Source organism: Methylobacterium sp. E-045, assembly GCF_022829685.1.
In the GTDB taxonomy this organism is placed as follows: domain Bacteria; phylum Pseudomonadota; class Alphaproteobacteria; order Rhizobiales; family Beijerinckiaceae; genus Methylobacterium.
Map to the genome: position 1 here is coordinate 79,608 of NZ_JAKSYE010000083.1, position 13,183 is coordinate 92,790.

Here is a 13,183-nt window from a genome sequence, read left to right on the forward strand (position 1 = left end):
TCCCTAAAGTTCGGTGTCGAAGCTCAGAGCTTGCTCTTCACCGTATCGGCGGCATTCTTGACGCCGTCCTTGGCGTCGCCGACGGTCTTCTGGGCCTCGCCCTTCAGTTCCTGGGCCTTGCCCTCGGCCTTGAGCTTGTCGTTGTCCGTGGCATTGCCGATGCCCTGCTTCACGTTGCCGACCGCTTCGTTGGCGAGACCCTTGATCTTGTCGGTGGTGCTGCTCATCGTCTGCTCCTGAAAAGATCCTGCGGCCTTGCCGCGTCGGGAAGGAAACGGCTCGGTCGCCGCGAGGTTCCTGCCGGGCCGGATCACGGGGTCTCGACCCGGCCATTTTCTCAACGAAGACAGAAGCTTGGGCCCGACGATCATGACTGCGCCCGTCTCCCCGAAGGCCGCGACGGACCCTCTGAGCCTCGCCTTCGATGCCGCCCGCCGCGCGGCCGACGAGGGAGAGGTGCCGGTGGGAGCCGTGATCGTGCGGAACGGCGCGATCCTCAGCGTCGCCCACAATCGCCCCCGGGCGCTCCGCGATCCCACCGCCCATGCGGAGATCCTGGCGATCCGCGCCGCCTGCGCCGCCATCGACGACGAGCGCCTGATCGGCTGCGACCTCTACGTCACCTTGGAGCCCTGTCCGATGTGCGCGGGCGCCATCTCGTTCGCGCGCATCCGCCGGGTCTATTTCGCGGCCCTCGACCCGAAGGGCGGCGGGGTCGAGCACGGCCCCCGGGTCTTCAACCAGCCCACCTGCCACCATGCGCCGGACGTCTATGGCGGTCTGCGCGAGGCGGAGGCCGCCACGCTCCTGCGCGATTTTTTTCGCGATCGGCGGGAGGGCTGACGCACGGAGCCTTCCGGGTGCGGGAACGTTCGGCACAAGCGTCTCACGTGTCCGGAGATACCCCATGGTCCCGACCTACCAGCGTGCCCTCGTCGTCGGCGCCGGGGAGGGCTTGAGCGCCTCCCTGGCGCGGCGCCTGTCCCGCGAGGGCCTTCGCCTCGGTCTGGCCTCGCGCTCCATCGGCAAGCTCGAAGGGCTGGCGGCGGAGACCGGGGCCGTCCTGCATTCCTGCGATGCCCTCGACCCTTCGGAGGTGGAGGCGCTGTTCGCCCGGATGGAACCGGCCCTCGGGGGCCCGCCCGACGTGGTGATCTACAATGCCAGCGGCCGGTTGCGCGGACCCGTCGCCGATCTCGACCCAGACGCGGTGCGTCACGCCCTGATGGTCTCGGCCTATGGCGGCTTCCTCGTGGCGCAGGCCGCCGCACGACGCATGCTGCCGGGGCGCCACGGCGCGATCCTGTTCACGGGGGCGTCGGCGAGCGTGAAGGGCTATGCCGAGTCCGCAGCCTTCGCCATGGGCAAGTTCGCCCTGCGCGGCCTGTCGCAGAGCCTGTCGCGGGAGCTCCAGCCGAAGGGCATCCACGTGGCCCATGTCGTCATCGACGGCGGGATCCGGAGCGCCGCCCGCCCCGAGACCGCGGATGCCCCCGACAGCCTGCTCGATCCCGACGCCATCGCCTCGGCCTATTGGGACATCCTGCGCCAGGACCGCAGCGCCTGGACCTCCGAGATCGCCCTGCGTCCATGGGTGGAGCGGTTCTGAGGCGCCTAAGCAGGTTCGCGTCGGCAAGCCAACGCTTCACCCTGCTCAGCTCTTTGCTCTGTCGCAGGTTTTGATCGCAGAACCGGGGGCCACTTCCGCGAAACCTGCTTAGAGGGAGCCTCAGAACCGGCCGGCGTTCAGGCCGCCGCCAGCGGCTTCGAGACATCCTCCAGGGACTTGCCCTCGGCGGCCGTGCCCCAGATCCCGCCGACGACGGCGGCGATCAGCATCAGCGCGGCACCGATGCCGTAGCCGATCAGCACGTTGTCGCGGGATCCCGTCTCCACCAGGGCACCGAACAGGAGCGGGCCGGAGACGCCGCCGATGCCGGTGCCCAGCGCGTAGAACACCGCGATGGCGAGCGCCCGGATCTCGAGGGGGAAGGTCTCGGCCACGGTGAGATAGGCGGCGCTCGCGGCGGCGGAGGCGAAGAAGAACACCACCATCCAGGCCGCCGTCTGGCCGACGGGACCGAACACCTCGATCTTGAACAGGTAGCCGGTGATGGTGAGCAGCACCGCCGAGATGCCGTAGGTGAAGGCGATCATCTGGCGGCGGCCGATCGTGTCGAACAGCCGGCCGAGCAGCAGCGGGCCGAGGAACGATCCCAGGGCGAAGGGCAGCAGGTACCAGCCGACATGGTCGCCCGGCACCCCGTAGAAGCGCTGGAGGACGAGGGCGTAGGTGAAGAACAGGGCGTTGTAGAAGAAGGCCTGCGCGATCATCAGGGCGAGGCCCACCAATGTCTGCTTGCGGTAGCCGAGCAGCATCGTGCCGAAGACTTCCTTGAGCGGCGTGTGGCTGCGCGTCTTCAGCTTCATGCGCTTGGATTCGTCGACGGGCGGCAGGGTGATGCCCTCGTCGGTGAAGCGCTTCTCGATACCGGTGACGACGCGGTCCGCCTCGGCGACGTAGCCGTGCGTGGCGAGCCAGCGCGGGCTCTCGGGAATCCAGGTCCGCAGCAGCAGGATCACGAGGCCGATGCCGCCGCCGACGAAGAAGGCGATGCGCCAGCCCCAGGCCGGGTCGATCATGCCGGGACGCAGCACGGCGATGGAGAGGAAGGAGCCGAGAGCCGCGCCGATCCAGAACGACCCGTTGATGACGAGGTCGGTCCAGCCGCGCACGCGGGCCGGGACGAGTTCCTGGATGGTGGAGTTGATCGCGGTGTATTCGCCGCCGATGCCCGCGCCGGTGAGGAAGCGGAAGATGCAGAAGCTGTAGATGTTCCACGACAGGCCGGTGGCCGCGGTGGCGGCGAGGTAGAGGGCCAGCGTGATGAAGAACAGCTTCTTGCGGCCGATCCTGTCGGTGAGCCAGCCGAAGCCGAGCGCCCCGACCACCGCGCCGACGAGATAGGAGCTCGCCGCCAATCCGATATCGAACTCGGTGAAGCTCATCGGCTCGGCGCGCAGGGCGCCGACCAGGGAACCGGCGAGGGTGACTTCCAGCCCGTCGAGCACCCAGGTGATGCCCAGCGCCACGATGACGAGGATATGGAAGCGTCCCCAGGGTAGCCGGTCGAGACGAGCCGAAATGTCGGTGTCGATCACCGTGCCCATCGGAACCCGCTCAGGCGGGGCGGTGCCCGGCTTTGCCTCGACCATACTCGTCATCGACGCCTCGTTAACTCTCGGACACGATTGCTGTTGGCAATGAACAGCCAAGCCTCGGGGTTCCGTCGGCCTCTTTACCTATTCACGCTCCACTCATGGCGCTCGTCTCCGGGTGCCTCGACCGATGAATACCCGTCTTCTCTCCGTCATCCTCGTCACGACCGTGCTCGCGGGCGCCGCGATCGCACCATCGCCCCTTCGCGCCGACGAGGCCTCGCACAAACCGCCGCGCGGGGCCGAAGGCTGGCGCCTGCGCCCCGCCGACGTGACGACGACGGGAAGCACCGTCGCCGCGGTCAAGGACCGCCCGACCGCCGACATCCCGGCGGAGCGGCGCACAGTGCGGGTGGTCTATCCCGGCCTCCTCGCCGACCGGTGAGCCGCCGGCGCAGCGGTGCAGGGGCGTTTTGGACGGCGCGGATACGAGCCGCGCCGCCACGTCGACCATTCGACGGTCGCTCGGCGACGGACGAGGGCAGTGGAAAGTGGGAAGTGGGCGGCGTCCGAGCACAGTCTCGCGCAGCGCACATGACGCTCCCCCGTGCGACGCCCTCGAAATGACAGTCGTCGCCCATCCTGTCGAACGATGAAATGTAATCGTTCTTGGATCATCCGTGACATATCGGCAATAAAAACATCGAATACATGAACATATACAAATATCGATCAATTTGACGAATGCTATAGCGTTATCTATAAATATACGCCAATCCATTGTTTTACTATATTAATAAATGTCCTGGAACAATATTCTCGATGGAAGGAATTAGGCTGCGCAACTGAATAGGCTCATGCAACGATAGCATGTCGTCCGATTACATATCGATTCCCTGTTTTTGCTATGCGAGACCTTTATTTATACGAAAAATTGACTTTTCCAGTTGACGTTCTCGCAAGCCCCTGAGTTGCAGGGTCGCGGCTCACCGAGGACCGGAAACGATGCTGGGACGGCTCGCGGACAAGATCTCCCTGTGGCACCAGATCAGCCTGTTCGCCGGGGCGGTCGGCCTGTCCATCGTGGCCGCGAGCACGCTGGGCTCCGCTCTGCTGGCGCGCGGGCAGGCCACCGAGATGGCCCAGAACGCCCTGCTGCAGGTGGCGCGCTCCGTCGCCGATCGCCTGGACCAGGACATGGCCGAGCGCCTGCGCGAGATCCGCAACGTGGCTGCGCTCGATCCGCTGCAATCCCACTGGATGGAAGAGACCGGAAGTCTGCGCAAAGTCCTGCAGACGATGCAGAAGACCCTTCCGGACTATGCCTGGATCGGCTTTGCCGACGAGACCGGAAAGGTCCGCGCGGCGACCGGCGGCATCCTGGAAGGCGCGAATGTCGGGCAGCGCCCCTGGTTCATCGACGGGATGAAGGGCGCGGTCGCCGAGGACGTACACGTCGCGGCCCTGCTGCAGAGCCTGCTCAAACCCAATGCGGACAAGACTCCGTTCCGGTTCGTCGATTTCGCATCTCCCGTCACCGATGCGGCGGGCCGGATCATCGGCGTCCTGGGAAGCCATCTCAGCTGGAGCTGGGCGGACGTGGTGCGTCGCGAAGTCCTGTCCTCGCGCAGGCCGGAGCTGAAGGAGGAGATCGTCGTCCTCGACCGGACCGGCCGCGTGCTCCTGGGACCGGCGCTCGGGACCACACCCTATTCACCCGCCGATCTCGCGGCGGGACATTTCATCGCGAGCGGCCCGGACGGCAAGCAGCTTGCCGCCATTTCCGCCACCCGCGGCCGGGGCGACTATACCGGTCTCGGATGGATCGTGGTCGCCCTCCAGCCGGTGGATACGGCGCTCGCGGGCGCCCATCGCCTCACTGTTCTCATCACCCTGATCGGCCTCGCCGCCGCTGCGATCGGCGCTGTCGGCATCTTCCTGGTGGTGACGCGCCTGACCCGCCCGCTCACCGACCTCACGGATGCGGTGGACCGGATCGGCCGTGAGCCGAACGCGACGATGACGGAGCGGGTCCATGGCTCGCCCGAGGTGCTGCGCCTGTCCGCCGCCGTCCGATCCCTGCTGAGACGGATCGGCACCGCAGAGGCCGATGCGCGCGACATCGAGAACGAAGCATCACGGGCCGTGCAGGCCGCGCAGGACCGGGTCAAGCGCATCGGAGCCGACCTCCAGGCCATGCAGCTCATCGCCAACAGGGACGCTCTCACGGGCCTTCTCAACCGGCGCGCATTCCTGCCCCTCGCGAAGGAGGCGTTGAACGACTTCAAGCTCCAACGCCGCTCCATCGCGGTGCTGATGATCGACATCGACCATTTCAAGCGGGTCAACGACCGCTACGGCCACCCGGCGGGCGATGTGGTCATCCGCAAGGTCGGCTCCATCGTCAACGACACCATCAGGACGACGGACAAGGTCGCGCGTTTCGGCGGCGAAGAGTTCGTCGTCTTGCTCGTCGACAGCAGCGCCGTCGGCGCGGCGCTGATCGCGGAGCGCATTCGCCAGACCGTGGCCAGCACCGTGTTCGAGCCGGACAACAATCGCCTCCTGGCGACGATCAGCATCGGCATCGCCGCGGCGGAGCGATCCGACAGGGACATCGACCGCACCATCGAGCGCGCGGACCGTGCCCTCTACGAGGCGAAATCGCGGGGACGCAATTGCATCCACACCTTCACGGCGGACATCGCCGACCTCAGATCGGTGGCATAGCCAACCCGCAGGATCCCGCCCGACCTCGGCTCGAGGCCGGCAAGGTCCATGCGGGTTCGACCGGGCCGCGGCCCCGGGGCCGTCACTCCTCGGCGATCCGCGGATCGAGGGCGTCGCCGAGGCCGTCACCGAGGACGTTGAGGGCCACCAGGGTCGAGACGAGGAAAGCGGCGGGGCCGGCGAGCATCCACGGGGCGGATTCGAGGGCGCGCGCCCCCTCCGCGATGAGGGCGCCCCAGCTCGTGGCCGGCTCCTGCACCCCGAGGCCGAGGAACGACAGGAAGCTCTCCAGCAGGATCACCTTGGGCACGAGGAGGGTCGCCGCCACCGTGACGGGACCGAGGGTGTTCGGGACGATGTGCCGGCGCAGGATCGCCGCCGTCGACAAGCCGAGGGCCTCGGCGGCGCGGACGAAATCGCGATGCCGCAGGGAGAGGGTCTGGGCGCGCACGAGGCGGGCCATGTCGAGCCATTCCACCGCGCCGATGGCCACCAGGATCAGCCCCAGCCCGGAGCGGAAGAACACCAGCAGCATGATCACGAAGAAGACGAAGGGCAGCGCGTAGAGCATGTCGACGACGCGCATCATCACCGCGTCCGCGGCGCCGCCGAGATAGCCGGCGAGCGCTCCGTAGGCGATCCCGACGAGGAGCGCCACGGCGGTGGCGACGGCCCCGATGAGGAGGGAGACACGCCCGGCGACGAGACTCCGGGTGAGAATGTCCCGCCCCAGCATGTCGGTGCCCATGAGGAACCGCAGGCGCCGCAGGGGAGCCTCGACCACGAGGCGACGTCCCCCGTCCCGGCGCTCGACGATGGAGGCGGGGCCGAACAGGTCCGAACGGGGCAGGTAGACCAGCACCCGTTCGTCGATCGCCCTGGCATCGCTGGGTTCGGAGGCACCCGACAACACCATGCGGACCGTGTCGCCGGTGACCGCGATGTCCGAGACCGCGAGCCGCATGCGGAAGGCGAGGCGGGTGAGGGCGGGGGCGATCTCGTCGGGTTCGGGATGGGCGGCGAGGCCCGGCGCGGTCCGCACCAGGTCGGGGTAGATCCGCCCCGGCTCGTGGCCGGTGAGACTTGGACCGACGAGACAGGCGAGGGTCATCGCCACGAGAACCAGGACGGCGGCCAGAGCACCGCGGTTGCGCGCGAACCTCGCCCATGCGCGCGTCATCGGGCTGTCCTCAGGCGCGGATCGAGGAGGGCGCAGACGATGTCGGCGGCGATGTTGAGGAGGGTGACGAACGCGGCCACCAGCACCACGGTCCCCATCACCAGGGTGTAGTCGCGGTTGAGCGCCCCGTCGACGAAGGCGCGGCCGATGCCGGGCAGGCCGAAGATCGTCTCCACCACGACGGAGCCGGTGAGCAGCGCGGCGGCGGTCGGCCCGAGGACGGACACCACCGGCAGCAGCGATCCCCGCAGGGCGTGGCGGACGATGCGGTGGGGCGGCAGGCCCATGGCGCGCATGGTGCGGACCGGCTGGGCGTTCAGGGTCTCGTTGAGCGAGGCCCGCGTCAGGCGGGCGATGGCGCCGACCTGCGGCAGGGCGAGGGTGAGGACGGGAAGCACGAGATGCGACGGCGATCCGCCCTCCCAGCCTCCCACCGGAAGCCAGCGCAGGGTCAGCCCGAACACGATCTGGAGCAGCGGCGCCACGACGAAGTTGGGCACCGCCAGGGTCAGCCCCGCGAGGAGGCCGATGGCACGGTCGATCCATCCGCCGCGACGGAGAGCGGCCCAGCTTCCCAGGCCGATCCCGCAGGCCAGCGCCAGGACGAGGGCGAGGCCGCCCAGGGTCATGGAGACGGGCAGGCCCCGCGCGAAGAGATCCGCGACGGTGAGATCGCGAAACGAGAACGAAGGGCCGAGATCGCCCCGCATCAGCGCACCGAGATAGCGCCCGTACTGAACGATGAGCGGCTGATCGAGGCCGTAGACGGCGGCGAGGTTGCGCATCGCCGCCGGCGGCAGCGGACGCTCCAGGTCGAACGGGCCTCCCGGCGCGAGGCGGATGAGGAAGAAGCTGCCGGTGACCACCAGGAACAGGGTCGGGACCGCCTGGGCGATGCGGCGCAGGATGAGGCCGATCATGCCGCCGCCGGCCTCACGTCGCGAGCCTCAGGAAGCGCGTCGGCGACGCGTTGCGCGGGTTCGGATGATAGCCGGTGAGACGCGGTGAGATCAGCGCCTTCGAACGGGTGTGGAGCACCGGGATCCAGGGCAGATCATGGAGGATGATCGTCTCGGCCCGGAACAGATGGTCGGCCCGCCTGGCAAGATCCCGCTCGGAGGCCGCCTCGCGCATCAGCCCGTCATAGACCGGATTGCTGTAACGGCCGGGGTTGAGCCCGTCATTGCCGGTCTCCAGCAGGAACAGGAAGTTCTGCGGATCGGAGTAATCGGCGAACCAGGACATGCGGGCGACGTCGAAATCGCCGCCGTCGCGCAGATGGGCGAAGTGGGTCTTGGCGTCGGTATAGACGAGGCGGGTCTCGATGCCGATGCCGCGCCACATGTCGGCGATGGCCACCGCCGTGTTGCGGTTGTTGTCGGTGGTGTTGAAGCGATACTCGATCCGGAGGGGCTTGCCGCCCGGGCCGAACCCGGCCTCGGCGAGGAGGGCGCGGGCCTCCTCCTCGCGGTCGATCGGCAGGGCGCTGCGGCCTTCGAGTTCCAGAGGCGCGCGGTAATTGTCGAGGCCCGGCGGGCACAGGGAATAGGCCGGCGCCATGGTCTCGCCCCACAGCCTCTCGGCCAGGAATTCCCGGTCGATCACCAGGGACAGGGCCCGGCGCAGGCGGGCGTCGTCGAAGGGGGGCTTCCGGGTATTGACGGCCAGGGCATAGAGCCCGAGCGACGGGCCGAGGACGACCTGATCGCCGAACCGCGCCTTGAGGGAGGCCATCTGGTCGCCGGGCAGGTCGGCCAGGGAATCGATCTCGCCGCCGGCATAGCGGCGGACCGCGCTGGACAGGTCGGGTGTCGGCAGGAAGGCGACGGTCTCGATGGAGATCCCGTCCGCCGCATGGAAATGCGGGTTGCGCCGCAAGGTGATGCGGTCGTTCGGCACCATGTCCGCGAGGGCGTAGGCGCCGTTGCTCACGAGGTTGCCCGGCCGGGTGAACGCATCGCCGAAGCGCGCGATCGAGGGCGGATGCACCGGCAGGGAGGTCTGGTGGGTGAGGAGTTCGAGGAGGTAGGGCGTCGGCCGGTCGAGGGTGACGACGAGGGTCCGTGCATCCGGGGCCGCCACGCCCAGCATCTCGGGCGCCGCCTCGCCCTGGTTCACCGCGCGGGCGTTCTTGAGGGGATACAGCACCTCGGCGTATTTCGCCGCCGTCTCCGGGGCCATGATCCGGCGCAGTCCGAAGACGAAGTCGGCCGCCGCCACGGGATCGCCGTTCGACCAGCGCCCGTTCTCGCGCAGGTGGAACGTGTAGGTCAGGGCGTCGTCGAACACGGTCCAGTGCGTCGCGGCGCCGGGAATGAGGGCGCCGTGGTTGTCGTAGGTGATAAGGCCCTCGTAGAGGTCGCGCAGGATATGCGCCTCCGCCACGGTGGAGGATTTGTGCGGGTCGAGGGTCTCGGGATCGGCATCGTTGCCGCGCCGGTAGACGGAGGAGGCAGCCGCGCGCGCCGGACCGGTTCCTGCCACGAGCAGGGCACCGCCGCCGAGAAGGCAGGCGCGCCGGTCCGGGCGCATGGCGGCGCTCAGGCGCCGGTCTGCGCGGTGAACCCCGCCGCCTCGATCCCGGCGAGCGCGCAGAGTTCGTCGTTGTCGGAGGTATCGCCCGAGATGCCGACGGCGCCGATGACCGCGTCGCCGTCGCGGATCAGGACACCGCCCGGCACCGGCACCAGCGCGGCGGGACCGACGAGATGGCTCACCGCCGCGACGAAATAGGCCTGCTCCTCGGCACGCTTGTGGATCGCGCGGCCGCCGAGGCCGAGCGCGAGGCAGCCATTGGCCTTGCCCATGGCGACCTCCGCCCGGCGCAGGGACGTGCCGTCCTCCGCGGCTATGGCCTTGAGCGCGCCGCGCGCATCGTAGACCACCACCGCGAGGGGCTTCAGGCTATGTCCGCGTGCCGTCTCGAGGGCGGTGGCGACGATGGTCTGGGCGGCGGCGAGGGTCAGGTCGGGCATCGGCTTACCGGGGGATGAGTGCACGGGTCACGACGGACGTACCCCGCCCGTCGATGCCGGACCAGCCCCGGCGTCACCCATCGCGGTCGGCCAGGAACCCATCGTAGTGCCGCGTCACCGCCGCCAGGTCCTCGAAATGCGGGAAGGCCCCGGTGGGCAGGACGTCGACGGTCCAGTTCGGGCGGCCGGCGACACGGTCGGCATGGCGGTAGTCGACGAAATCCCCGCGCACCCCGTGGATCATCCAGACCGGGAGGGCGAGCGCCTCGTAGAACCGCCCCGGCGCGTCCGGGAACAGGGCGCCGGACAGGAACGAGAACGGCGCATGCCGCGCGCCCGGACGATGCGCCGAGGCGTGATCGTAGGCGAGCAGGCCCTCGTCGATGTCCTTCGAGCCCCAGGTCTTCTCCAGGAAGAAGCGCATGCTCGGCCGGCTCACGAGAAGATCGAACAGCGGCTCTCCCCAGAGCGGCGCGTTCAGCATGGCACGGGCGACGGCGCCGCCGTGCCGGGTCCGGTCGCGGTGCCGGCCGACGAAGCGGGAATCGAAGCCGGTGGGGCTGATGAGGCCGAGGCTGCGATAATCGCCCGGCGATTCGAGCGCGGTGGCGGCGAGGTATTCGCAGGACAGGGACAGGGCGACGGCATCGATCTCTCCGCCGCCGTGTCGAGCACGGATCTCGGCGGTGACGGCGTGGAGCGCGTCGGTCATCAGGCGGGGCGTGTAGACCCGGTCGCTGCGTTCCGAGAAGCCGAAACCCGGCAGGTCGAGGGCATAGACCGGGCGGCTCCCCGCGTAATGCCGGTAGAGCGGACGGATCTCGTAGGCATTCGCCGCCGCGTTGACCGAATGGATCAGCAGCAGCGGAACGCCCGGCGCGGTGGCCTCCCCGTAGAGGCCGATATCCCCGGCCGGCGTGTCCAGGCGCTCGTGCCGTCCCGGCAGGGCGGGATGCAGCGTCTGATCGTGGTCGATCGCCAACCGGCTCCATGCGATCCAGGCGCCCGCGGCGCCGAGGGGCAGGAGAGCGAGCTTGGCGGCGAGGCCCGCGCGGGAAGCGGGCCTGTCGCGGCGGATCGGTGCGGGCATCGTCTCGTCCGGGTACGGAGTAGGCTCCGGGAAACGCGAAGCCTCCCCGGTTGATCCAGGCCCTCCCCTCGTCACGCCGTCGCCCCCTCGATCTCCCCGCTCAGCTCGAGCCATTCCTCCTCCGCCGCTTCCAGGGCGGCGGCGGCGTCCGAACGCATCTTGGCGAGTTCGCCGGCCTTGGCGGCGTTGGTCTGGAAAGCGGTGCCGTCGGCGAGCGCGGCATCGATCTTCGCCATGGCGTCGGTGAGCTTCTTCATCCGCGCCTCGATCCCCTCCAATTTCTTGCGCAGGGGGGCCAGAGCCACGCGGCGGTCGGCGTTGGAGCGGCGCTCCAGCGCCTTCACCCCGCCGGTCGCCTCGGACGCGTTCGTCTGAGCCTCGCGTTCGGGGCCGGCGAGGACGAAGCGGCGGTAATCGTCCATGTCACCGTCGAAGGCCTTCACGCTGCCGTTCGCCACGAGCCAGAGCCGGTCGGCGCAGGCCTCCACCAGGAAGCGGTCGTGCGAGACCAGGATGACCGCCCCCTCGTACTCGTTGATCGCCTCCACCAGGGCCTGCCGGCTCTCGATATCGAGGTGGTTGGTGGGCTCGTCGAGGATGAGGAGATGCGGGCCCTTGAAGGCCGCAAGCCCCATCAGCAGGCGCGCCTTCTCGCCGCCCGAGAGCTGCGAGACCGGCGTCTCGGATTTGGTCCCCGAGAAGCCGAGGCGGGCGGCGGCGGCGCGGGCTTTCGATTCCGGCACGTCCGGCATCAGGTCGCGGACATGGGCGTAGGCGCTCTCGGCCGGGCGCAACTCGTCGAGTTGGTGCTGGGCGAAATAGGCGACCTCCATCTTGCCCGAGCGCCGCATCTCGCCGCTCAACGGGGGCAGGCGACCGCCGATGAGCTTGCAGAAGGTCGACTTGCCGTTGCCGTTGGCGCCGAGCAGGGCGACCCGGTCGTCGGGAGCGAGGCTGAGGTTGAGCCCCGACAGTACGATCCGGTCGGGATAGCCCGCCTGGACCCGCTCCATGGCGACGATGGGCGGGGATAGCGGCCGCTCCGGGCTCGGCAGCCGGAAGGCCGGCACGTCGTCCTCGATCACCGAGGCGATGATCTCCATCTTGGCGAGGCGCTTGACGCGGGACTGGGCCTGGCGTGCCTTCGTCGCCTTGGCCTTGAACCGGTCGACGAAGCTCTGGAGATGCGCCCGCTCCGCATCCTGCTTGGCCTTCGCCTTGGACTGGAGCACGCGCTTCTCGGCCACCTGCCGGGCAAAGGACGTGTAGCCGCCCCGGTAGATGGAGAGCTTGCCGCGGTCGAGATGGAGGATGTGGTCGACACATTCGTCGAGGAGATCACGGTCGTGGGAGATGATCACGGCGGTGCGCGGATAGCGCTCGAGGTAGTCGTAGAGCCAGATCGTGCCTTCGATATCGAGATAGTTGGTGGGCTCGTCCAGAAGCAGCAGGTCGGGTTCGGAGAACAGCACGGCGGCGAGCGCCACGCGCATGCGCCAGCCGCCGGAGAAATCGGAGCAGGGCCGCCCCTGCGCCTCCGCATCGAAGCCGAGGCCGTGCAGGATCGCCGCCGCGCGGGCCGGGGCCGAATGCGCCTCGATGTCCACGAGCCGGGTCTCGATCTCCGCCCGGCGCAGGCCGTCGGCGTGCTCCGCTTCCGCCATCAGGCGAGACCGCTCGGTATCGGCGGCGAGGACCACGGCATGCAGCGTTTCCGGACCGGCCGGCGCTTCCTGCGCCACGGCGCCGATCCGCATGCCCTTGGGCATCGACACGGTGCCGCCCTCGGTGGGCAATTCGCCGAGGATCGCCCTGAACAGCGTCGTCTTGCCCGCGCCGTTGCGGCCCACGAGCCCGACGCGGGCCCTGTCCGGAATGACGAAGGTGGCGCCGTCGAGGATCAGGCGTTCGCCGATGCGGTAGGTGAGGTCGTTGACGCGGAGCATGGAAGGCTTCTGGCGGCGCGCGGCAAGGGTTGCAAGGGGAGCATCCGCGTGAGCGTCGCTAGGGGAGGGCGGCGGTGGAGCGTATCCGGCGGGGACGGAGCGC

12 protein-coding genes are annotated in these 13,183 nt (G+C 69.0%); 4 read left to right on the top strand and 8 right to left on the bottom strand.

Annotation, left to right across the window (positions count from 1 at the left end):
* Positions 1 to 23 precede the first annotated feature (23 nt).
* Positions 24 to 227, bottom strand: a complete 204-nt coding sequence (locus tag MKK51_RS13450; protein ID WP_026175827.1) for a CsbD family protein — start codon at positions 225 to 227, stop codon at positions 24 to 26.
* Positions 228 to 369: 142 nt separating this feature from the next.
* On the opposite strand from MKK51_RS13450, the gene MKK51_RS13455 reads away from it, so the two are divergent.
* Complete coding sequence (locus MKK51_RS13455; protein ID WP_243977743.1) at positions 370 to 843, top strand: nucleoside deaminase; 474 nt, start codon at positions 370 to 372, stop codon at positions 841 to 843.
* A gap of 64 nt (positions 844 to 907) precedes the next feature.
* Positions 908 to 1,609 (top strand): SDR family NAD(P)-dependent oxidoreductase, encoded by a 702-nt coding sequence (locus tag MKK51_RS13460; RefSeq protein ID WP_243977745.1) that lies wholly within the window; start codon positions 908 to 910, stop codon positions 1,607 to 1,609.
* 137 nt (positions 1,610 to 1,746) lie between these two features.
* Here MKK51_RS13460 and MKK51_RS13465 read toward each other — a convergent pair whose 3' ends face one another.
* Positions 1,747 to 3,225 carry an MFS transporter gene (locus tag MKK51_RS13465; RefSeq protein ID WP_409565680.1) on the bottom strand — a complete coding sequence of 493 codons (1,479 nt, stop codon included), beginning with the start codon at positions 3,223 to 3,225 and terminating at the stop codon, positions 1,747 to 1,749.
* A 124-nt stretch (positions 3,226 to 3,349) separates the two neighbouring features.
* On the opposite strand from MKK51_RS13465, the gene MKK51_RS13470 reads away from it, so the two are divergent.
* Together MKK51_RS13470 and MKK51_RS13475 are read left to right on the top strand one after the other, a co-directional pair.
* Positions 3,350 to 3,604 carry a hypothetical protein gene (locus MKK51_RS13470; RefSeq protein ID WP_243977747.1) on the top strand — a complete coding sequence of 85 codons (255 nt, stop codon included), beginning with the start codon at positions 3,350 to 3,352 and terminating at the stop codon, positions 3,602 to 3,604.
* 560 nt (positions 3,605 to 4,164) lie between these two features.
* A complete protein-coding gene (locus tag MKK51_RS13475) occupies positions 4,165 to 5,889 on the top strand; it encodes a diguanylate cyclase (RefSeq protein ID WP_243977749.1) in 1,725 nt (574 codons plus the stop codon).
* Between the two features lie 82 nt (positions 5,890 to 5,971).
* Here MKK51_RS13475 and MKK51_RS13480 read toward each other — a convergent pair whose 3' ends face one another.
* The 6 genes from MKK51_RS13480 to MKK51_RS13505 form a co-directional block, all read right to left on the bottom strand.
* Entirely contained in the window at positions 5,972 to 7,069 is a 1,098-nt protein-coding gene (locus MKK51_RS13480) for an ABC transporter permease (RefSeq protein WP_243977751.1), read from the bottom strand.
* Positions 7,066 to 7,989, bottom strand: coding sequence for an ABC transporter permease (locus MKK51_RS13485; protein ID WP_243977760.1), 924 nt, complete (start codon positions 7,987 to 7,989; stop codon positions 7,066 to 7,068). Before MKK51_RS13485 ends, MKK51_RS13480 begins: the two co-directional genes overlap by 4 nt.
* A gap of 13 nt (positions 7,990 to 8,002) precedes the next feature.
* Positions 8,003 to 9,601: a peptide ABC transporter substrate-binding protein gene (locus tag MKK51_RS13490; protein WP_243977762.1), complete on the bottom strand. Its 1,599-nt coding sequence runs from the start codon at positions 9,599 to 9,601 to the stop codon at positions 8,003 to 8,005.
* An 8-nt stretch (positions 9,602 to 9,609) separates the two neighbouring features.
* Complete coding sequence (locus MKK51_RS13495) at positions 9,610 to 10,044, bottom strand: GlcG/HbpS family heme-binding protein (protein WP_243977763.1); 435 nt, start codon at positions 10,042 to 10,044, stop codon at positions 9,610 to 9,612.
* A gap of 73 nt (positions 10,045 to 10,117) precedes the next feature.
* On the bottom strand, positions 10,118 to 11,134 hold the full coding sequence (locus tag MKK51_RS13500; RefSeq protein WP_243977765.1) for an alpha/beta fold hydrolase: 1,017 nt from the start codon (positions 11,132 to 11,134) through the stop codon (positions 10,118 to 10,120).
* Positions 11,135 to 11,205: 71 nt separating this feature from the next.
* Positions 11,206 to 13,080: an ABC-F family ATP-binding cassette domain-containing protein gene (locus MKK51_RS13505; protein ID WP_243977767.1), complete on the bottom strand. Its 1,875-nt coding sequence runs from the start codon at positions 13,078 to 13,080 to the stop codon at positions 11,206 to 11,208.
* Positions 13,081 to 13,183 lie beyond the last annotated feature (103 nt).